Origin of the sequence: Clostridium neonatale, from assembly GCF_001458595.1 — a bacterium.
Lineage (GTDB): Bacteria > Bacillota > Clostridia > Clostridiales > Clostridiaceae > Clostridium > Clostridium neonatale.
On record NZ_LN890325.1, the window covers coordinates 30,076 to 51,936 of the forward strand.

At 28.6% G+C, this 21,861-nt stretch carries 20 protein-coding genes and 3 tRNA genes; 14 read left to right on the forward strand and 9 right to left on the reverse strand.

Features of this window, described 5'->3' with window-relative positions:
* The first annotated feature begins 22 nt into the window (after positions 1-22).
* Positions 23-1,360: a replicative DNA helicase gene (locus BN2920_RS01285; RefSeq protein ID WP_058293254.1), complete on the forward strand. Its 1,338-nt coding sequence runs from the start codon at positions 23-25 to the stop codon at positions 1,358-1,360.
* Positions 1,361-1,476: 116 nt separating this feature from the next.
* Here BN2920_RS01285 and BN2920_RS01290 read toward each other — a convergent pair whose 3' ends face one another.
* Complete coding sequence (locus tag BN2920_RS01290; protein WP_058293255.1) at positions 1,477-1,824, reverse strand: hypothetical protein; 348 nt, start codon at positions 1,822-1,824, stop codon at positions 1,477-1,479.
* Positions 1,825-1,969: 145 nt separating this feature from the next.
* On the opposite strand from BN2920_RS01290, the gene proC reads away from it, so the two are divergent.
* The gene (gene proC, locus BN2920_RS01295; RefSeq protein WP_058293256.1) at positions 1,970-2,776 is read left to right on the forward strand and encodes a pyrroline-5-carboxylate reductase; all 807 of its coding nucleotides are present in this window, start codon (positions 1,970-1,972) and stop codon (positions 2,774-2,776) included.
* A 217-nt stretch (positions 2,777-2,993) separates the two neighbouring features.
* Here the strand turns inward: proC and BN2920_RS01300 are convergent, their stop codons facing one another.
* Entirely contained in the window at positions 2,994-4,169 is a 1,176-nt protein-coding gene (locus tag BN2920_RS01300; RefSeq protein WP_058293257.1) for an NAD(P)-dependent malic enzyme, read from the reverse strand.
* A gap of 345 nt (positions 4,170-4,514) precedes the next feature.
* Here BN2920_RS01300 and BN2920_RS01305 point away from each other — a divergent pair, with 345 nt between their 5' ends.
* The 3 genes from BN2920_RS01305 (at position 4,515) to BN2920_RS01315 (ending at position 7,094) form a co-directional block, all read left to right on the forward strand.
* A complete protein-coding gene (locus tag BN2920_RS01305) occupies positions 4,515-5,801 on the forward strand; it encodes an adenylosuccinate synthase (protein ID WP_058293258.1) in 1,287 nt (428 codons plus the stop codon).
* A 98-nt stretch (positions 5,802-5,899) separates the two neighbouring features.
* The gene (locus BN2920_RS01310) at positions 5,900-6,082 is read left to right on the forward strand and encodes a DUF1858 domain-containing protein (protein WP_058293366.1); all 183 of its coding nucleotides are present in this window, start codon (positions 5,900-5,902) and stop codon (positions 6,080-6,082) included.
* A gap of 262 nt (positions 6,083-6,344) precedes the next feature.
* Positions 6,345-7,094 (forward strand): acyl-[acyl-carrier-protein] thioesterase, encoded by a 750-nt coding sequence (locus BN2920_RS01315; RefSeq protein ID WP_058293259.1) that lies wholly within the window; start codon positions 6,345-6,347, stop codon positions 7,092-7,094.
* A 323-nt stretch (positions 7,095-7,417) separates the two neighbouring features.
* Here BN2920_RS01315 and BN2920_RS01325 read toward each other — a convergent pair whose 3' ends face one another.
* On the reverse strand, positions 7,418-8,665 hold the full coding sequence (locus tag BN2920_RS01325; RefSeq protein ID WP_058293261.1) for a BaiN/RdsA family NAD(P)/FAD-dependent oxidoreductase: 1,248 nt from the start codon (positions 8,663-8,665) through the stop codon (positions 7,418-7,420).
* Positions 8,666-8,796: 131 nt separating this feature from the next.
* Here BN2920_RS01325 and BN2920_RS01330 point away from each other — a divergent pair, with 131 nt between their 5' ends.
* The 4 genes from BN2920_RS01330 (at position 8,797) to BN2920_RS01345 (ending at position 9,758) form a co-directional block, all read left to right on the forward strand.
* On the forward strand, positions 8,797-9,345 hold the full coding sequence (locus tag BN2920_RS01330) for a hypothetical protein (protein ID WP_058293262.1): 549 nt from the start codon (positions 8,797-8,799) through the stop codon (positions 9,343-9,345).
* 167 nt (positions 9,346-9,512) lie between these two features.
* A tRNA-Glu gene (locus BN2920_RS01335) sits at positions 9,513-9,587 on the forward strand.
* A gap of 12 nt (positions 9,588-9,599) precedes the next feature.
* Positions 9,600-9,675 (forward strand) — tRNA-Val (locus tag BN2920_RS01340).
* 6 nt (positions 9,676-9,681) lie between these two features.
* A tRNA-Asp gene (locus BN2920_RS01345) sits at positions 9,682-9,758 on the forward strand.
* A gap of 241 nt (positions 9,759-9,999) precedes the next feature.
* Here BN2920_RS01345 and BN2920_RS01350 read toward each other — a convergent pair.
* From BN2920_RS01350 to BN2920_RS01375, 6 genes are all read right to left on the reverse strand, one after another.
* Positions 10,000-10,983, reverse strand: coding sequence for an ATP-binding protein (locus BN2920_RS01350; RefSeq protein ID WP_058293263.1), 984 nt, complete (start codon positions 10,981-10,983; stop codon positions 10,000-10,002).
* Complete coding sequence (locus BN2920_RS01355) at positions 10,976-11,983, reverse strand: DnaD domain protein (protein WP_058293264.1); 1,008 nt, start codon at positions 11,981-11,983, stop codon at positions 10,976-10,978. The genes BN2920_RS01350 and BN2920_RS01355 overlap by 8 nt, the downstream gene beginning before the upstream one ends.
* Before the next feature lie 142 nt (positions 11,984-12,125).
* Positions 12,126-13,322 (reverse strand): S8 family serine peptidase, encoded by a 1,197-nt coding sequence (locus tag BN2920_RS01360; protein ID WP_058293265.1) that lies wholly within the window; start codon positions 13,320-13,322, stop codon positions 12,126-12,128.
* Between the two features lie 242 nt (positions 13,323-13,564).
* On the reverse strand, positions 13,565-13,996 hold the full coding sequence (locus tag BN2920_RS01365) for a DMT family transporter (RefSeq protein WP_058293266.1): 432 nt from the start codon (positions 13,994-13,996) through the stop codon (positions 13,565-13,567).
* 338 nt (positions 13,997-14,334) lie between these two features.
* On the reverse strand, positions 14,335-14,793 hold the full coding sequence (locus tag BN2920_RS01370; protein ID WP_058293267.1) for a dUTP diphosphatase: 459 nt from the start codon (positions 14,791-14,793) through the stop codon (positions 14,335-14,337).
* Positions 14,794-14,937: 144 nt separating this feature from the next.
* Positions 14,938-15,477: a hypothetical protein gene (locus BN2920_RS01375; protein ID WP_058293268.1), complete on the reverse strand. Its 540-nt coding sequence runs from the start codon at positions 15,475-15,477 to the stop codon at positions 14,938-14,940.
* Positions 15,478-15,825: 348 nt separating this feature from the next.
* On the opposite strand from BN2920_RS01375, the gene BN2920_RS01380 reads away from it, so the two are divergent.
* The 5 genes from BN2920_RS01380 to BN2920_RS01400 all read left to right on the forward strand — a co-directional run bounded on the left by BN2920_RS01380 (position 15,826) and on the right by BN2920_RS01400 (position 21,639).
* Positions 15,826-17,091, forward strand: a complete 1,266-nt coding sequence (locus BN2920_RS01380; protein ID WP_058293269.1) for a UDP-N-acetylglucosamine 1-carboxyvinyltransferase — start codon at positions 15,826-15,828, stop codon at positions 17,089-17,091.
* 23 nt (positions 17,092-17,114) lie between these two features.
* On the forward strand, positions 17,115-17,906 hold the full coding sequence (locus BN2920_RS01385) for an MBL fold metallo-hydrolase (protein ID WP_058293270.1): 792 nt from the start codon (positions 17,115-17,117) through the stop codon (positions 17,904-17,906).
* Between the two features lie 53 nt (positions 17,907-17,959).
* Positions 17,960-18,457, forward strand: a complete 498-nt coding sequence (locus BN2920_RS01390) for an SEC-C metal-binding domain-containing protein (protein ID WP_058293271.1) — start codon at positions 17,960-17,962, stop codon at positions 18,455-18,457.
* A 160-nt stretch (positions 18,458-18,617) separates the two neighbouring features.
* Positions 18,618-19,259 (forward strand): lactate utilization protein, encoded by a 642-nt coding sequence (locus BN2920_RS01395; RefSeq protein ID WP_058293272.1) that lies wholly within the window; start codon positions 18,618-18,620, stop codon positions 19,257-19,259.
* A gap of 199 nt (positions 19,260-19,458) precedes the next feature.
* Positions 19,459-21,639: a methyl-accepting chemotaxis protein gene (locus BN2920_RS01400; protein ID WP_058293273.1), complete on the forward strand. Its 2,181-nt coding sequence runs from the start codon at positions 19,459-19,461 to the stop codon at positions 21,637-21,639.
* Positions 21,640-21,861: the final 222 nt, after the last annotated feature.

The window sequence follows — 21,861 nt, forward strand, 5'->3', positions numbered from 1 at the left end:
AATAAGGAAGGAGGAAAATATTGTGGAGAATCCAGCAATGAGAAGTTTACCTCAAAGCATAGAAGCGGAACAGTCCGTTATAGGTTCTATGATTATAGATAAAAATTCTATTGCTAAAGTAATGGAAAGTTTAGAAGAAGAAGACTTTTATAGGGATGGCCATAAGGCAATATATAAGGCAATATTAGAGATGTTTAGAAATGATATGGCAGTTGATCTAGTAACGCTCTTAGAATATCTAAAAAGCACTAATATGCTTGAAAGAGCTGGTGGAGTAACATATATAACAGAACTTAGTGCATCTGTTCCAACAACAGCAAATTTAAGTGCGTACATAAAGATAGTAAGTGATAAGTCTACTTTAAGAAAATTGATTAAGGCATCAACTACAATTATTGAAGAAAGTTACAATAAACAGGATAAAGTTGAAAGTGTAGTTGATATAGCTGAAAAGAAAATTTTTAATATAGCAGAGAATAGAACATCAAAGGATTTTGAACCTTTAAGTGATGTTTTAGAAAGAGGATTTCTTCAAATAGAAAAGTTATTTAATAATAAGGGAGAAATCACAGGCGTTGGTTCTGGTTTTACAGACTTAGATTCAATGACCTCAGGATTTCAATCAGGGGATATGATATTAATAGCTGCAAGACCTTCTATGGGAAAAACAACATTTGCACTTAATATTGCTGAACATGCAGCTCTTAGGGAACATAAGAGTGTTGTTATATTCTCACTGGAAATGTCTAAGGAACAGCTTGCATATAAGCTCCTTTGTTCAGAAGCAAATGTAGATATGTTAAAGCTTAGAACTGGTGCATTAGAAGATAGCGACTGGGAAAATATAGCCAGAGCGACAGGGCCGCTTTCAAAGGCAAAGGTTTATATTGATGATACTGCTGGTGTAACTGTAATGGAAATGAGATCTAAGTGTAGAAGATTAAAGCTTGAATATGGAATAGATTTAATAGTTATAGACTATTTACAACTTATGTCTGGTGGAAGTGGAACAGACAATAGACAACAAGAAGTATCAGAGATTTCTAGATCTATAAAAGCCTTGGCAAAGGAAATGGAATGCCCAGTAATAGCACTATCTCAGTTATCAAGAGCTCCAGAGCAGAGAGCGGATCACAGACCAATGTTATCTGACTTAAGAGAATCTGGATCTATAGAGCAGGATGCTGACTTAGTTATGTTCCTCTATAGAGATGAGTATTACAATAAGGAAACTGAAGATAAAAACATTGGTGAATGCATAATAGCTAAACAGAGAAATGGTCCAGTTGGAACTGTAAAAATGGCGTGGCTTGGTCAATATAGTAAGTTCGGTAATTTAGATGTCATACATAAAGAATAGTTAAAGTTATTAAGGTTAGATATAAGAAATATTTATAGTAGATATTTCTTATATCTAAAATTATATATATAAAGAATATGCTATTTACAATAAAGTCTTTATAAAAAATATTACTATCATGAAATATTAGGTAGTTTTAAAATTTTTAATTTAGCAGTATTATTATGATAAATATGAGATATTTCTTTAATATCAATATTATCTAAATAAAATATTCTAGTGAAAATAGTTTTTGTATTATCTTTAGATTTTATTCTTAAGATTAAAAATTTATTTTTATAAAATAATTCGAAATTATGTTTATGTGTATAAAAATTTTTTATAGTTATAAAATAAAATAAAGGTTTTTCAGTAATCTCACATATAGGAAGATTAGATATAGAATCATTCTTGTGTAATATAGAATCTATGAAATTGTCTATGTCTAATATGGAATTATTATAAATCAAAGAAACATTGTTCATATAAATTCCTCCCTTCATCTTATTTATAGTTTATGAGGAATTAAAACAAGCTATCCTATGATTGTGCTGGATTTAATTTTAAATCTTTATATAAAAGCATAAAAAATCAATTTGTAACAAATAAATTAAAAATGGGGGCATAAAAATGAGTAAAAAAATAGGTTTTATAGGCTGTGGAAACATGGGAAGTGCAATTCTCGGCGGATTAATTAAATCAGGTTTTGTTAATGCAGATGAGATTATAGTTTCTACTAAAACAGAATCTTCTTCAAAAAGGTTAAAAGATGAATTTAATGTTTTAACAACTTTTGATAGTAAAATGGTTGCGAGAGAAGCTAAAACAGTAATTTTAGCTGTTAAGCCTAATATGTATAAGCAAATAGTTGAAGAAATAGAAGGTGAATTAACAGAAGATAAGTTAATTATCACTATAGCTGCTGGAATCACAATAAATAATATGGAAGAATGGCTTGGAGATGATGCAAAGATAATTAGAACTATGCCAAATACTCCAGCGTTTGTAGGAGAAGCAATGTCAGCTGTATGTCCAAATGAAAATGTAAGTAAAGAAGAGCTTGCATATTGTATAAAAATGTTTGAAAGCTTTGGAGAATGTGTTGAATTAGAAGAAAAATATTTTGATGGATTTGTTGCAGTGGCTGGATCATCACCAGCATATGTATATATGTTTATAGAAGCTATGGCAGATGGAGCAGTAAAGCTTGGAATTCCTAGAGCAAAAGCTTATAAAATGGCAGCACAAAGTGTTTTAGGATCTGCTAAGATGGTATTGGAAACTGGAAAGCATCCAGGAGAATTGAAAGATGCAGTTTGTTCTCCAGCAGGAACTACTATTGAAGCAGTTGTTGAGCTAGAAAAACTAGGATTTAGAAACAGTATAATTCAAGCTATGGATAAGTGTGCTGAGAAATCTAAGAATATGCACAACTAAAAAATCAGCTATGCTACAAATATAATATTATCAAAAATATTTTTAATAAATGCTGTGGATAATTCTAAAAACTAAATTTTTTAGAATTATCCACAGTTTTATTTTAAAAAAGGATTTTATACACAGTGGATAAAAATTTTTTTTGATTATGTGGATAAATTTTTATAAATTACGATGCTTTAGTAAAATGCGTGTTATATTTTAAATTTTAAGTATATTAAACTTGAGCTACACCACTTTTAATAGCGGCTTCTTTAACAGCTTTAGCAACTAAGTCTTGAACTTTTAAATCAAATGCTTTTGGAATTATATTTTCAGCATTTAAATCTTCTGCAGATACAGAGTTTGCTATTGCATAAGCAGCAGCTACTTTCATTTCTTCATTAATTTCTGATGCTCTTACATCTAATGCACCCCTGAATACTCCTGGGAATGCTAATACATTATTGATTTGATTTGGATAATCTGAACGTCCAGTCCCCATAACGGCAATTCCAGCTTCTTTTGCATCTTCAGGGAAGATCTCAGGAGTTGGGTTTGCCATTGCAAATATTATTCCATCTTTATTCATTGTTTTAACCATTTCTTTTGAAACAATATTTGGAGCAGAAACACCTATAAATACATCAGTACCTACCATTGCATCTTTAAGAGTTCCAGTAACATTATCTGGGTTAGTTATATTAGCTAATTCTTGCATATATATATTATCACTTAAATCTTTATCTCTGCTTATTACTCCATTAATATCACACATAACTATGTTTTTTACTCCAGAAGAAAGTAATAATTTACATATTGCAGTTCCAGCAGAACCAGCTCCATTTATAACTACCTTTATGTTATCTAATTTTTTGCTTACTATTTTTAAGGCATTTAATAATCCAGATAAAACAACTATAGCTGTACCATGTTGATCATCATGGAATACTGGAATATTTAATCTTTCCTTTAATCTTTTTTCTATTTCAAAACATCTAGGAGCTGAAATATCTTCTAAGTTAATTCCACCTAAAGTTGGAGCAATATTTGCTACAGTTTCAACAATTTCATCAACATTTTTAGTATCTAAAACTATAGGAAATGCATCAACATTACCAAATTCTTTAAATAATACACTTTTACCTTCCATTACTGGTAATGCAGCAAGTGGACCTATATCACCAAGCCCTAATACTGCAGTTCCATCAGAAATAACTGCAACAGTGTTCCATTTACGAGTATAAGTATAAGCCTTTGATGGATCTTTATGTATTTCACGACATGGTTCTGCAACACCAGGGGTATATGCTAAGCTTAAATCTTTTGCATCTTTTACTTCACAAGTTGGCTTTATTTCATATTTGCCTCTTTTTTCTTCGTGAAATTTTAATGATTCTTCATATATGTTCATAATGGCACCTCTTTATATTAAATATTTTAATTTGATACTAAGATATGTTTATACAATAATATAATAAATTATTATTATAGCTTGATTATGGCTTGGACCAACGTTTAACATTTATTAATGAATACAAATGAATATCAAAGTAAATGATATACATTGTAGTAATATACGTATAGAAACATTATACGAATTATTTAGAAAAAAATCAAAAAAATATTCGATATGTAGTTGACCATCAAAAGCTACTTTGTTACTATTTAAAGGGAGAGGTAAAAAGTTTTTTTTATGCGCTCTCCAAAGTAGAAGAAAACAATTAATATGTTTATTTAAATTAAGGAGGCAGGATAAATGTCAGCATTTATTGTTTTAGGAGCTCAATGGGGAGATGAAGGTAAAGGTAAAATGACAGACTACTTAGCAGAGGACGCTGATGTAGTTGTTAGATTCCAAGGTGGAAATAATGCAGGTCATACTGTTGTTGTTGGAGATAAAGAATATAAACTACACTTAATACCATCAGGTATTTTATATGATGATAAATTAAATGTTATAGGTAATGGAGTAGTATTAGATCCAAAGGCATTATTTGAAGAAATAGATTATTTAGAAGGTGTTGGAGTTAAAGTTACACCTGAAAAATTAATAATAAGTGATAGAGCTCAACTTATCATGCCATATCATAAAGTATTAGATAGATTAAAAGAAAAAGCAAGAGGAAAAAATGATATTGGTACTACTGGAAAAGGTATAGGCCCATGTTATACAGATAAATTTGAAAGATGTGGAATAAGAGTTTGTGATTTAATGCATCCAGAAGTTTTTGCTGAAAAATTAAAAGAAAATATAGAAATGAAAAATGCTTATATAACAAAAGTGTTAGGTGGAGAAGCATTAGACTATAATGAAATATTAAATGAATATTTAGAATTCGGTAAGAGATTAAAACCATTTATTGAAGAGACATCAGTTAAAGTTTATAACGATATCAAGGCTGATAAGACAGTGCTATTTGAAGGTGCTCAAGGAATGCTATTAGATATTGACTATGGAACATACCCATATGTTACATCATCAAATACAACTGCTGGTGGAGTATCTAATGGTGTTGGTATTGGACCTAACATGATAACTAATGCTGTAGGTATAACAAAAGCTTATACTACAAGAGTTGGTAAAGGGCCATTCCCAACAGAATTACTTGATGAAACTGGTGAATGGATCAGAGAAAAAGGTCACGAATATGGAGTTACTACTGGTAGATCAAGAAGATGTGGATGGTTAGATTTAGTTATAGTTAAAACTGCTGTAAGAGTAAGTGGATTAACTTCATTAGCTGTTACTAAAATAGATACATTAGCAGGATTAGATACACTAAAAGTATGTGTTGGATATAAATTTGATGGAAAAGTAATAGATTATTTCCCAGCAAGTTTAGAAGATTTAGCAAAATGTGAACCAGTATATGAAGAATTTGCAGGTTGGGGCGAAGAAGTAGCTAATGCAAGAAGTTATGATGAGCTTCCAGAAAACGCAAAGAAGTATCTTGAGAGAATTGAAGAATTCACAGAAACTAAGATTTCTATAGTTTCTGTTGGTCCAAAGAGAGACCAAACTATGAGAGTAAAGGATCTATAGTATAGTGATTTAATCTGATATTGACTTTACTTTACGTATAAAATATAATTTTTGGTGTAACATAAAATTTGACTTTTATACATAAAGAAGGTGAAGATATGATAACTAAAGACATGACAATTGGTGAAATTGTAAATGCAGATTCATCTAAAGCAGAAGTATTAATGAGCTTTGGAATGGGATGTGTTGGATGCCCATCTGCTCAAGCTGAAACTTTAGCTGAGGCAGCTGTAGTTCATGGAATAAACTTAGAACAATTATTGGAAGCATTAAATAAATAAGCATTAAAAAGAGAAATCATTTTGATTTCTCTTTTTTTATTTATAAAATATAAAAAAATTATAGAAAATAAGATATATTTACAAGATAAATTTGTTTTGAAACGAGATTATTTCCTTGGAAATAATTTGAAAATATTTTTACTAATTACATTATAATATTTATTATGGTAATATATACTATAATAGATATTAATAAAACTATAAGTTTATTAAGTGAGGTGAAAAATTATATGACTTGGCTTAAGTCATATAAATATAAGATATGGTTAAAAATTATACTAAAACTTATGAAATAAATTATTACGATGTAGATTATAAATTAAAATGTAAGATGTCTTCTATAATAAACTTTATTTGTGATGTTGGAACTCATCAATCAGAATCTGTCGGTGGAGGAATGAAGTATTGTGAAGACAATAATTGTGCCTGGGTTTTTTATAAATATGATATAAAAATGAAAAGATATCCAATGTTTGGAGAAAAAATAAACATAACTACAGAACCAGTTGGATTTAAGAAATTTTATGGATTAAGAAAATATATTATTAGGGATGAAAAAGAAGAAATAATAGGTGAAGCTTTAGCATTATTTTTCTTAATCAACATAGAAAAAAGAAGACCTATGAGAATACAAAAGGAACAGTATGATTTCTATGGAGTAGATGGAGATATAGATTATGATATTTCTATGGAAAAAGTTGAAAAGATGCAAACTGCTGAGTACTCAAAAGTATTTAATATTAGATATAGCGATATAGATTCTAATAAGCATGTGAATAATGTAAAGTACGTTGAATGGGGATTAGAAGTTATTCCAGTTGAAGTTATAACTAATTATGAATTGAAAAGAGTAAAAGTAGATTTTGAAAAAGAAACTACATATGGAGAGAAAATTGATGTTTTTGCAGAAGTGAAGAAAATTGATGATAATCACTTAAAATCTTATCATATAATAAAAGATAGCAATGGAAAAGAGCTGACAGCATTAGAGTTTGATTGGGAAAGAGAATAGATAAAATCAGAGTTTAGTGAATAACAACCGAAATCCAATAAATGATATGATCGATTGTAGGAAAAATTTAGATGAAGATTCTAATAATAGAGGTTATACCAAAACAGTCTACTTTAAAAACAAGTTTTAGAAAAATAATTTTGGAACAACCTCTACTGAAGGATTTAAGAATTCAAATTATTAATATAATACTAAGTACATTTGTATATTGGATTTCTTTGTATTTATCAAAATCATACTTAAGCTGTTTACATAAAGTAAAGCAATCAGAATTTTAGAACTTAATTTTGGTTATTTCTAAACTAATTAAACTAAGTTTATTATTATTTATTATTTGAAGCAGATTTAGCGGATGTGTATCCTGAGCTCCAAGCCCATTGTAGATTAAATCCACCACAATCACCGTGGACATCCATTATTTCGCCGCAGAAGTAAAGATTCTTAATTAATTTAGATTCTAATGTTGATGAATTTATTTCTTTAGTATTTACTCCTCCAACTGTCACTTGAGCATTTGAGAATCCATTTGTATCAATGCATGTAAACTCCCAATGCTTTAATCTATTTATAAATATATTTAAGTATTTCCAATCTATATTGCTACAAGGTGTATGGATATCCTTTATACCACAGTCTTTAAGAATAGTTGGAATAAGCTTTTTATTAATTAATCCTATTAAAGCAGATGACATTTCCCTGTAACCAAACATTGAAAAGTGAGTAGAGAAGAAGTCATCAATTTCTTCTTTTGTTTTATTTGGGAACATATCTACTACTAATTTTACTGTTGAATTTTTGCTTAAAGCCTTAGATGCATAATAAGATAGCTGCATTATTGGAGGCCCTGAAATGCCATAGTCAGTAAATAATACTTCACCTTTTTCTGAGCGGATAAATTCATTATCAATAAATATGGATACTGAACCATCAAATTTTATTCCTGATAAGGCTTTTAGATAAGGATAATCTAGTTTTAATTGAACTATACCAGGAATAGGTTCAATAATAGTATGACCAAATGATTTTGAAATTTTATATCCAGAACCATCAGAACCAGTCTTAGGAGCGACCTTTCCTCCACAACTTAAAATCAATTTATTACATGAAAAATTTTTAAAATCTTCATTATTAGTAGCTATTTTAAAATTTTTACTTTTTGATATATTATTAACTTTACAGTTTAAATATAGAGGTATCTGTTTTTCTTCTACAGCAATTCTAAATATATCTATTACAGATGAGGCTTGTAGTGATTGAGGATACATTTTGCCGTTTTCAAGTTCAACAAAAGGTAATCCTAATGATAAAAATAAACTTCTTGTATCTTCTACTGTAAAATTACTTAAAGTGTCACAATAAAATTTATCATTTTCACTATGATAAGCATTAAAAGGTTCAAATATTGTGTTATTACTTATGTTACATCTACCATTTCCAGTGGCAAGAACCTTTTTACATATTCTGTCGTTACCTTCAACTATTGCTACATCCATTCCAAAATCTTTTGCAACAATGGCGGCCATTACTCCTGAAGCTCCGCCACCAATTATAAGTAAATCGTGATGAATCATTATATTAATCACTCCTTATTTTTTATAAGACATATTAAAGAAGGTAAAAATAAGCTTCAATATGCTAAATAGATTTTAACATAGTAATAAAAATGTTAAAAGGAAGGAATACTAAATTTGGTGATTATATTATGGAAGTAAAAGTAATAAATAATAAATTAGAAGATTTTGAAAGAGTATTTAAAGTAAGAAGAATGAATTATGATCAAGTTCTGGTAAATTATTCTGGTGGAAATGGATTAAAATGTTTTGAATTTAACGATGTAGAATTTATGGGAGAAACAAAAATAGATGAGTTTTTGATAGAAAATAAAGAATACTTAAAAATAAAAATAAAAAGAGGAATTTCGGTTGTCTTCTATAGTGCATTAAAAAATTCATTAGAATCAGAAATTCATGAAGAAGCTAAAAGATTAAATGTATTAATAGATAAATATAAAGTAAATAAGAGAGGCATATGGGAAAAGGATATAGTATTGATGATTAATGAAAAAGTTCCCTTACAAGTTAATGCATCTGGACAAAATTTTAAAAAGGATAGCTACAATATTGATATTAGAATAATTCAGAAAGATGAATTTTTACAATTATGTAATGTAGAAATAGAAAGAATTAATAAAGAAATACGTAGTAGAAGATTAGAGATAGATAGCTTTGAAGCCGCAATAAATCAAGTTTGAAAGAGTATTTCATTTAATATTTAAATTTAATATGGATCAAAAAATGAAGTGATTTTAAAAAAATTTTAAAAAATATGTTGACACTTAATCTAATTTTCTGTATTATAGTCTATGTGGTCAGCGCGACAAGGTGTTAAAAGACATCAAGCGAAGACAATATAAAGCATGGCTCCTTGGTCAAGCGGTTAAGACACCACCCTTTCACGGTGGTAACAGGGGTTCGATTCCCCTAGGAGTCACCATTTCTATCTTATGGGCGCATAGCTCAGCTGGGAGAGCACCTGCCTTACAAGCAGGGGGTCACAGGTTCGAGCCCTGTTGTGCCCACCATAAGATGGCTCAGTAGCTCAGTTGGTTAGAGTGCCGGCCTGTCACGCCGGAGGTCGAGGGTTCGAGCCCCTTCTGAGTCGCCATAAAAAAACAAGCTTTAATAGCTTGTTTTTTTATTTATTATTAATATTTAAGTATTGTAATGATTTATAAAAAAGAAAATAAATATGTATGTATATGATTATTCAAATTAGCTTTATCTAATTTCGTTTTATTTTTATAGACTAAATATAAGATTTTTGCGTATAATTTGATATAAAAGAGGGTATCCTTAAAAAAATAATTTTTAAGGATACCTTCTTTTATGAACAGATAATTAAAAAATTATCTATTTCTATTTAGATTTTGTTTTATTCTTATATCATCTGAATAGAATTTACACAATTTAAAATCGCCTAAAAGTCTAGAAGCAATTCTTTCAGAATAATGTTTGCTTATTGCAGGAAGGGTTAAATTAGTAGAAATAAGCATCTTTTTATTTGTAAGAATTCTTTTATTTATTATATTAAAAAGTTCTGTAACAGAGAATTCATTTATATGCTCTGCACCTAAATCATCTATAATTAGTAAGTCACATTCTAATAATAGTTTTTCTATTCCGCTATCAGCATTTTTAAATCTTAAATCTCTTAATATCTTTATTAACTCTTCTGATGTTTTATAAACTACTAAGTTTCCTGTGTCTAAAATAGATTTTGCTATACAATATGATAAATAAGTTTTTCCACTACCAGGATTACCATAAAATAGTAGGTTGGTATTGATTGTTTTAAAGTTAGGTAGATATTCTTGAAGAATGTAATTTAAATTGTTTTCGATATTTTTTCTTTCAGAATATTTTTCATTTTCATTTCTATGAGATGAAAATAAACTTAAATCAAAATTATCAAAATTACAAGTTTTCACTATATTCTCTAAATCAGAATCTTTATAATACAGGTCAATTAACTTTTGGCTATAGCAAATACATTTTTTATTACCTATAAAACCTGTGTCTTTACATTTTTTGCAATGATAATAGATATTTAGATAGTCAGTAGAATAACCTCTTTCAACTAGCATTTCACATTTTTTAACACGTAAATCAGTGATTTTTTCTTTAAATTCTTCTACGGTTTTTTCGCTGTTATCTGATTTTATTACTGATAGAGCCATTTGTAATGAAAGCTTTTTAATTTTATTATCTAAATCTATTATTTCAGGATATTTTTCAGCTATTTCTGCTTTTCTTTGCTTTAATGCTTTATTTTCAGATGCTCTTATATTATCATATATTTTTAAAAGTTCTGTTTGATAACCATTAATCATCATTATCCCATCCTAATAATTTTTTTTCTAAAGAGTCGTAGTCATATTCTCTAGGTTCAAAGTTATTAAATCTAAGCGGTGGCTTCTCTTTAATATAAGAAGATGTACCTTGAGCCTTATTATACTTATTACTATTGACTTGTTTTTTGTCTTTAGCTGCGATATCTTCTAATGTTCTAAGGTTATTACTATTCCAGTTATTTAAAATACCATCAATATACTTGAAATCTGCTCTATTCAATCTTTCAAAGCATATATCACAGGCTTTTTGAATTATTTCTATGGAATAATTATAAGTTAGTAACCATTTTTCAATCATTTCCTGTTGAGGTTTCATTATATCTGTATTATTAATTCCGAGATAAGATAGTATTTTTCTGATATTTCCCCATTTATCTTCAGTCTTTTTGATTAAATTTTGAGCCTGCTCAATATTAGTTATTTTTAAGTCATGCCATGATAAAGCCACTTTTTCTATATATCTTGGATCGCTTTTACCTTTAGAAATGCAATATTCCATTAGTATTAAAATTAATTCAGAAGAAAAACCAAATTCATTCTGCCAATTTAAATATGTGGACATCTCAGTAGGGGAAAGTGGTCTTGCTAAAAGAGATTCTATATCCTTTAACATATCTTTAGTATTATTGCTATTTAAAGCAGATAGTAAGTCAACTTGATTTTTGTTATCATTATTTGAAGTATTATCTAAGTCCAAGAATTCTATATTAAAGTTTCCCATTTGATCTATCTTATTTAGTCTGATTATTCCTTGATCACTCCAATAATTAAGAGCATTCATTATATCTGATTCTAATAAGTTAAGAGAGGAAGCTAATATTGATGAGCTTACCCCAGGCTCACCTGAAGTATTAAATTTTAATAATAGCAAATAAACTTTTATAAATTCGCCTCTAGCTCCTAGCATATATTTTTCAATGAAAGTATTACTAACAGGAGTAAAGTTTAAAGAATTATTCTTTAATATGAAAGTGCTCATTTTGCCACCTACCTTTTTAATTATATTTATGATTATGTAAATAATTATAGCATATTATACTTCAATGTAGGGAAATAATAAATACTATGTACTCGACAAGCAAAAAAATACAGACCTATGATTAATAGTCTGCATTTCTGTATTAAAGCATGAGCTTTTTTGTATCAACAACTCCTTCACCTTGGATGCTTTTTGAAATATCTTCGATGGGAGTACAAGCAACCTTTAGTAGTGATAAAACATCTTTAAAATTAACTTTAGGATTTTTTTCACATATTAATGCACATAATCCACTTATATAAGCTGTAGATAGGGATGTGCCAGAAAATGTTTTATAAGCTGCATCAAGTTTATGAGGATATAATTTTAAGCCATTTTTTTCTGATATATAGTTCTGATCACAATTTAAAGAAACAATATTAACACAGGCAGCAGATAAATCAGGTTTCACTGATTTTTCATATAATCCACCAGAAGAGTATTCATATGGCCTTAGTGTATTTGATGTAGTATCTAATCCACCAACAGTTATACAATTACTTAAAGTTGATATTCCCATAATTGAATAATTATCTTTTAAGCTGCCTGATGGAAGAACTGGGATTAATCCTTTTGTTATAGCCTTATTCAACATTGAATCAAACAATGATATTATAAATGTATTATGAGATAATAATTCAAAAGGTAAACAGAGAACTTTAATATTATTTTTTTCAGAGATACTTATAACATGTTCTAATGAATAAAGGACATCTGAAGCAAATCCTTTTCCTAATTTATCAAATGCTTTATAGCAAAATAATTTGCTCTTATGGCAGATTCCTTTATATAAATCATTTGATTCAGTACCATTGCTACATAATATACCAGCTATACATGTCCCATGTCCATTATCATCATAAGGATGAGTTAATTCGTTTATTACATCTATGAACAATTCTATTCTATTACTTGGCTTTATTAGATCTTGATGAGGGTAGACGCCACTATCAATAACTCCAACACCAACTCCAGCGCCAGACAATTTTGAATTTGAAGATAAATGAGTTTTATTTGCAGTAGATATACTCATACCACAAAGAAATAAGTATTCATCTAAATATATTTTTTCTATTTCTGGATATTCAATAATACGTTCAATTCCACGAGCTGTCAAATCAGCACTAATTATATTTATGGATTCGATAATATGATAAACTTTACCTTTATATGAACTTACTTTTTTAGCAAGGGAAGAATGAAAGTTCTTATATTTAATAAGTACTCTATAATTTTTATAAGCATTTTTAGATACATAGTATTTTAAATTATTATCTAATTTGCTTTTAGATGAAAACATAATTTTCTCCTCAATATTATTTCATTATATATTATATGAACTTTATCCATATTGTTAATACCAAAATATAGTATTTATTTATGATGACTATATAAAATTTAAGAATATGAAAATATTAAGATATATAAATACAAGAATATGAGAATATAGGAGTAGAAGAATAGAAGAATAGAAAAATATATGCTTCAAATATTTGAGTAAGGTAGAATCTTTATTTAAAGCATATATTTTTAATAGGTTAATTAATGCTTCCATTGAAATACTACTATACCTATTATCATAAGTGAGATTCCTATAAAGTTATGTATGGAAAAACTTATTTTTTCACTATCAAATAAACCAAATGCATCTATAAGAGCTGCTGAAAGAAGCTGAGCAACTAATATAGTGCCTATTCCTACAGTTGGTCCCATACTAGCAACACTCTTCATAACTGTAAAAGTAATTACAACTCCAAGTACTCCACCAAGTAGATATAGCTTATTTGCGTCTTTTATTGAACCGTAGCTTCCTTTGCCAAAAAAGAATGAGATAATTAAAGCACAAACTAATGCAATACCTTGAACTATTACAGTAGTTTCCCAAACACCTACTTTTTCACCCAATCGTGTATTGAATACTCCCTGAATGCTCATTGCTATTCCAGAAATTATTGCAGTTATTATTCCAATCATACTATTTATCACCTCTAATATAGTATTTACAATTGAGAGAAAAATATTAAAGTGGCATTGAATTTACAAATTATAATTTGTAAATAATAAGTAAGAAGTAATAAACTAAAAGTGAGTAGTTAGAAATAACTGAAGTTAAAAAGATAAAGCTATGTATTTCTACTTAGAAAATACAAATTAATGTTTAAAAAGCTGAAGGCTTTTTTCATTATCTATTACTTCTTACTTGTTAGTTTTTATCTATAATAGCTAAATCTAGATTTGTAGCGCAAACAGAAAGGGGATGCCACAGATTATTTAATGCGGTATCCCCTTAAATGATTATTCTAAATTTAATTTTAATTTTTTAGTTTAAATTTTTCGTTAATGACATCTTCTGAGAACCCTAAAAATTTTCCAACAGCCAATATATCTTCAAATAAAGTTATGTAATGATCACGACATGGTGAAACAATTAGATCATTTATATCTATGTATAAATTAAGAAACTGATCACTTAGACAATTTTCATTAGTAGCTACATTTATAGAAGTAATATCATCATAATTATGCTCTATTCCCAATGTTATTAAATTAGATAAACAATTAATATATTTTTCTAAGATTAAATCTGAACAAGTATCTTCAGTATTATTATTTAAGTAAGAATAACAATTAGTTGATTTGGCAAATTCACCCAAAGCTACTTCAAATTCTAAAAGCTTACGAACTCTCAATTTATATGAGTCTAATTCTGGATTAATTGAGATTGAACTGATTATTTTTTTATTTATTTCAAACATTGGATTAATATTCATAAAAAATCCTCCTATAACTTTTAAAAACTAATATTATTTTACAAAATCTTTTAAAGAAAGAAAAGTAGAGAAAACGACTACAGAAAAAATTATTTTAACTTAAATAAAAAATAGCATGAATTATTACTCATGCTATTAAAAAAATCAGAAACTTTTTAATTCATAAGATTTTATAGGTATATTTTTCTTGGCTGCCGGAAGCTTCCAAATTTCTATATTTTTAATTTTCAATTTAAGAAAATTATCTTTATCATATAAATCAGGATAATTTAATTTAATAGTTTGCTTCTTATTATCTTTTGGAACATATGGTAAGTTCCCAAGAAGAATAAAATTATCCTCAAAACATTTTACATTAAAGCCATGTAAAGATAAAGTATCGAAAAGATTACGAGCAATTCGCTTTATATAACCTTTATTATCTAACCTTAAGTTTATACTCTTTGTTTGATCCAGAGGATATACAGTATCGTTTGCATCTACTCTGAAGGTTTTATATGGAGCTATAAGTTTATCTACTAGTGGATATAGTTTATCTAAATCAGGATTTTCTATTGATATTAAAGGTATAAATGGTTGTGGCGAATTTCTATTTGTTCTAAACTTTCTAGATATATTTTTTTGAATTGGTGAAATTACTTGATAAGCTTCCTCATCAAATAATGCAACTATGTAGTATTTCATTATTGAACCTCACACTCTCAATTATTGTTTACTTAATGTTTAATAAATTATATCATATTAATGGAAATAAAAAAATAGAAGAAAATTTAAAAAATAAGTAATAATCATAATTATGTAATTAAAGAATAAATTACATAATTAATACAAAAATAGCCATAATATAAAATAATGATATTTAAATACATAAAAAATAAATTGAATGCCGTTAAATTTAAGTTCTGTTAAAAAAATATATTTAAATAAATTTATATTATGTTATAATAAGTAAGATAGATTTTTATAATTATAATAGGTTAATAATGCGGTTTTATATAGATTATATAGATTTTATAGATAGGGTGAATATAGATGGAAAGATTAATCATAAATGGAGGTAATTTGCTCAAAGGTAGCGTGGAAATTAATGGCGCTAAAAATGCTGCCGTAGCTATATTACCAGCAACTGTAATGGCACATGAAGGTAAGTGCATAGTTGATAATATACCAGATATTGAAGATGTTCATTGCTTAGAAAGAATATTAAAGAGCTTAGGCTGTTCTGTAAATAAAATTGATAACAATACTTTAGAAGTAGATAGTACAAATGTAGATAATTTTGATGCGTGTATAGAAGATGTAAGAAGAATGAGAGCTTCTTATTATTTTATTGGTGCTTTACTTGCAAGATTTAAGGAAGCTAGAGTGGTTCTTCCAGGAGGATGTCCTATAGGAGTAAGACCTATAGATCAGCATATAAAGGGATTTGAAGCTTTAGGTGCTAAAGTTGTAATAGAACATGGTGCAGTTAAAGTTAAAGCTGAGAGATTAGTTGGCGCAAATATTTTCTTTGATGTTGTGTCAGTAGGTGCAACCATAAATGTAATGATAGCAGCAACATTAGCGGAAGGAGTTACTACATTGGAAAATGTAGCAAAAGAACCTCATGTTGTTGATGTAGCTAACTTTTTAAATTCAATGGGTGCAAATATTAGAGGTGCAGGTACTGATGTAATCAAAATACAAGGTGTAACAAGGCTAAAGGGCTGTGACTATAGTGTTATACCAGACCAAATTGAAGCTGGTACGTTTATGATTGCAACTGTTGCTACAGGCGGAGACGTGTATATAAAAAATGTGATACCAAAGCATTTAGAATCCATTTCAGCAAAACTTACTGAAATGGGTGCAACTATTGAAGAGGGCGATGATTGTATTAGAGTAAAAGTTGATAAGGAATTAAAAGGCGTTAATATTAAAACAACACCTTATCCGGGATTCCCAACAGATATTCAACAACCAATGTCTTCGTTATTAAGTGTGGTTCCTGGCAGAAGCCTAATAACTGAATCTATATGGGAGAGTAGACACAAGCATATAGATGAATTAAAGAAGATGGGCGCTAATATAAAGGTAGAAGGCAGAGTTGCTATAATTGATGGTGTTGAAAAATTGACAGGAGCTATTGTAAAAGCTACAGATTTAAGAGCTGGTGCAGCTATGGTAATAGCAGGATTAATAGCAGAGGGAACAACTGAAATAACTAGTATAGAACATATAGATAGAGGGTATCCTCATATAGAAAATAAATTTAAGGCATTAGGTGCTGATATTAAGAGAGTACATGTAGAAGAATAAGAGAATGCTGGGGAGGGTCAAGAATGGTATTTTGTTCTTTATATAGTGGAAGTAGTGGAAATAGCATGTTTATTGGCACTGAAAAGGCAAAAATATTAATAGATGCTGGACTCCCAGGAAAGAAAATAGATATGGCATTTCAAGAGATTGGTCAAAATCCTAGAGATGTGAAAGGGATATTCATTACTCATGAGCATAGTGATCATATTAAGGGAGTAGGTGTCTTATCAAGAAAATATGATATTCCTATATATGCAAATGCAGATACATGGTCTGCTATGGAAGGCTCTATAGGGAAAGTAAAAGAACATAACATAAAAGTAATTGATAAAAGATCACTTACTCAAATTGAAGATATTAATATAAAAGCATTTAATATTCCACATGATGCTAGTTCACCAATGGGATATACTGTTAGTGATGAAAAAAAGAGCATTAGTGTGGCAACTGATTTTGGGACTTTTACTAAGGAAATATATGATAATATTAAGGAATCAGAAATTATATTACTTGAGAGTAATCATGATGTTAATATGTTAAAATTTGGTCCATATCCGTATACATTAAAAAGAAGAATATTAAGTGAGATAGGACATTTATCTAATGATGACTGCGGTACAGCAATAATTGAATTAGTGAAACATAAATTAAATAAAAAGATTATTTTAGGACATTTAAGTACTACTAATAATCATCCCGATTTAGCTTATCAGACTGTATTAAATGTGATAAGAGAAAATGGAATTAAAGAAAATGAAGACATAATTTTAACTATGGCGGATAGACATAGCCCAAGTAATTATATAACTATTTAGTTAAATAAATAAATTTAATATATAAATAAAGAAATTTAAGGGAGGACTTAGACATGAGTTTATATACAAACTGGACTGATATGGTTGTAGAATATGTTAAGACTAAAGGAGAAAATGCTTTCTGGGCAGAATATAGCAAATTAGAAACTGCGATATATAAAGATTTATTAGCTAATCATAAAGAATCTAAGAAAACTACAATTGGAGATTTAGCTATAGATTATGATTCAACTATAGAATTTGCAATGGGGTTTGTTGACGGAATAAACGACAGCTTAAAGAATCCATATGATTTAGAAACTTTAGAAGCTGATACAGAAATAATATTAGACATTGATTTAGAAACTTTATACTTTAACATGTTAGATGCTAAAGCAGAATATTTATATACATTACCACAATGGGATGGAATTTTCTCAGCAGAAAAGAGAGAAGAAATAAAGAAATCATATAAAGATTCTAAGACAGTAAGAAATACTGAAAAAATAGGTAGAAATGATGCTTGCCCATGTGGAAGTGGGAAAAAATACAAGAAATGCTGTGGTAAATAATTACATATAAATGAATATAATTATTTTTAATAAGGAATTCCGAACATTAACTTGGATTCCTTATTTTTTTAAGTTTTTATGCTAAAATAATTCACAAATAAAGGTAGAGATGGTATAATTAAATAAAAATTAAATAAATGGACTGAGGTGATAAGGAGTTATGGATAAAAACGTGCTATGGGTGAATGAGCAAAGAATACTTAGAACCATAAAAGCATTAGAAAAAAATAATATGAATGGTTATATGGTCGCATCAAATGTGGACTTAATAAGTAAGATTGAAGAATTAATATCTCCAAAGTCAAAGGTTTCATGTGGAGGATCAATGACTTTATTCGAAACAGGTGTTATTGATCATTTAAAGAGTGGTAGGTATGAATTTTTAGATAGATATAAAGAAGGATTAACTCAAGATGAAATAAAAGAAATATTTAGACAATCCTTTTTAAGTGATGCGTATGTGACAAGTACAAATGCTATAACTGAGAATGGAGAAATATATAATGTTGACGGTAATGGAAATAGAGTAGCTGCAATGTTATACGGACCAGATAAGGTAATAATAGTTGCTGGCGTTAATAAAATAGTACCTAATGTAGAAGAAGCTATAATTAGAACAAAAGAGTATGCATCGCCTATAAATGCAAAAAGATTAAATAAAGAAACTCCTTGCACAAAAATTGGAAGATGCGTAGAGTGCAATAGTGATAATAGAATATGCAATGAATATACATTAATAAAGAGACAAATTGATAAGAATAGAATACATGTTATATTTCTTAATGATAACCTTGGATATTGATATTTATAAATAAATAGAATGAGTACTATGGCAGTGCTGATAATTGGATTGATACTATCGACCCATTTATCAGTGTTTTTTATTTTCTGGGAAATAAATTTATAAAAGCAATAAGTATTATGATAAAAAATTATTATGATCTCATCAATTAAAAAAGTAAATAATTAAAAATTGATATTAAATCTAGGAGGCTAATTACATGAATTATAAATTAGGTATTAAATATTTTCTTAATAGAAATCTTAAAGAACATTCAGAAAGAGTATTTGAAGGAATATCTAATGGAAGAAAAAAGGCGTTAGATAACTGGTTTAAAGATAAATGGGTTCAAGTTAACAATATCAAAAATTCACTTATTGCATTAGAAAATGATGATGAAGTAATAAATGAATTTTTAAAAGAAACAGTAAGCAAGTATGAAGAATTTTGTGAAATATTTGTGTTGGATAATGAAGGAAAAGTATCAGTTTCATCTTGTAAGATACATATAGGGATAATGATGAATGACTTACCAAATTTAAAGCGAGGACTAGAAGGTAAGCCACTTATGTATGGGCCATATATTGACAAACGAACATTAGATACAGATATAAAAGGAAAGAAATTTTCTGATGAAGTGACATTGATGTTTTCCATGCCATGTAAGAATCATGCAGGGGATATAAGAATATTATGCTGCAGAGCCTTAAATGATGATATGAGTAATGTAATACAAGATGAAGATACTCATATATATAAAGATTCTGGAGACAACTATCTATTTATGGTCAACTCAAATAGGGGGATTAAACCAGGAACTGCTATATCAAGAAGTAGATTTGAAGATAATACATTTACATTAGGTGATAATCTTAAGGATGGAGTAAAGACTAAAAAATGGGGAGTTGTACAAATTAAAGATCATACAGAATTTGAAATAATTTTTAATGATCCATCTACAAAAGAATTGCACCCAGGTGTTGCTAGCACAATAAAAAATGGTGAAAATTTAGATTGCTGGCCGGGTTATCCAGATTATAGACATATTATGGTCGGGGGAAAGGGGACTTTGATATATCCTCCAAACTGTGATGAAACATGGGGAATGATGTGTGAAGGGGATATAGCAGAAATTTATGATTTTAAAGGAATTAATTTAAAGGTCCCAGCTACAATATCTATATTAACGGGTATTTTATTTATAGCTAATGGAATTTTAAATAAAATATTTCCTAGTAAGGAATTTATTTTTTTAGCAATAAGCTGGATTATAATTTGTATATCATCAATGATAATAAGCAGAAAATTAATCGTATCTCCTTTAAGTAAAACAATTGATATACTTCAAGATATAGCAGAAGGAGAGGGGAATCTTACCAAAAGGGTTGATAAAATATCAGCAGATGAAATTGGTGAATTATCAAGGTGGTTTAATAAGTTCATAAATAGTCAGATGACTATGCTTAAGAGAGTTAAAAAATCAGCTAAGACAACTAAAAAGTCAGTAAATATAGTTTCAAGAATAACATCAGAGCTTAAAAGCGGAATGTCTCAAATTGAAAAAACAGTAGTTAATTTACTAGAGAACTCACAAGAACAAAATGATACATTTCAAGAAACTAAGAATAAATTTTCAGATATATCAGCATCAATTCAAGAAATGGATAGCTTGATATTAGAGATCTCCAATGTTGTACATGATACTAATGAAAGTTCACAAAAAGCTGATGGTGTAACAAAGATTGCACTTAATAGTATGGAGGAGCTTGAGAGCTTAATCAAGAAAACAGTAGATTCTATAACTAACTTACAAGAACATTCAAAGCACATAACAAATGTAGTGAATGTAATTAATGATATAAGCCAGCAAACTCAGCTATTGGCTTTAAATGCATCTATAGAAGCAGCAAGAGCAGGAGATAGTGGAAAAGGATTTGCAGTTGTAGCAGCAGAAATATCTAAGTTAGCATTAGAAACAGAAAGTGCTACTAAATCTATAAGTGGCGTTATATCAGATGTTCAAAAACAAACACAGTCTACGTATGAATATGCTGGACGAATGAATGATAAGGTAGATATGTCAATAAGTAGTGTTAGGGAATCAATTGATTCATTTGCAAAAGTCAATGAAGATGTAAATATAATATCTACAGCAATGCAATCTATATCAGAAATAACATCAACTCAAAGTCAGGATGTAAGTGACGTTATGAATAATGTTTCAACTATGGCAGATAAAATTAATGAATCAACAGAATTAAGTTCAAATCAAAGTGAAAGATCACTTGAAACGGTTAAAAGGATATTGGGGCACATAAATCAATTAAAACAAGCAACAGAGGCACTAGAATATTCAGCAGAAAATATGGATGAAATGGTAGGTTCATTTAAATTATCTTAATGTTTAAATTCACAGTTTAAATATATTGTGTAGAATCAGAGTTTAGTGTGAAATAACCGAAATTCAATATATGATATGCTCGATTGTAGGGAAATTCAAGCTAAAAATTCTAATGGCAGAGGCTGCGCCCAAAAATGTTTGCTCCAAAAAGCAGGTTTTTGGACAAACAATTTTGGAACAGCCTCTGCCAAAGAATTTAAAAGCTGAAATTTCCAATACAAT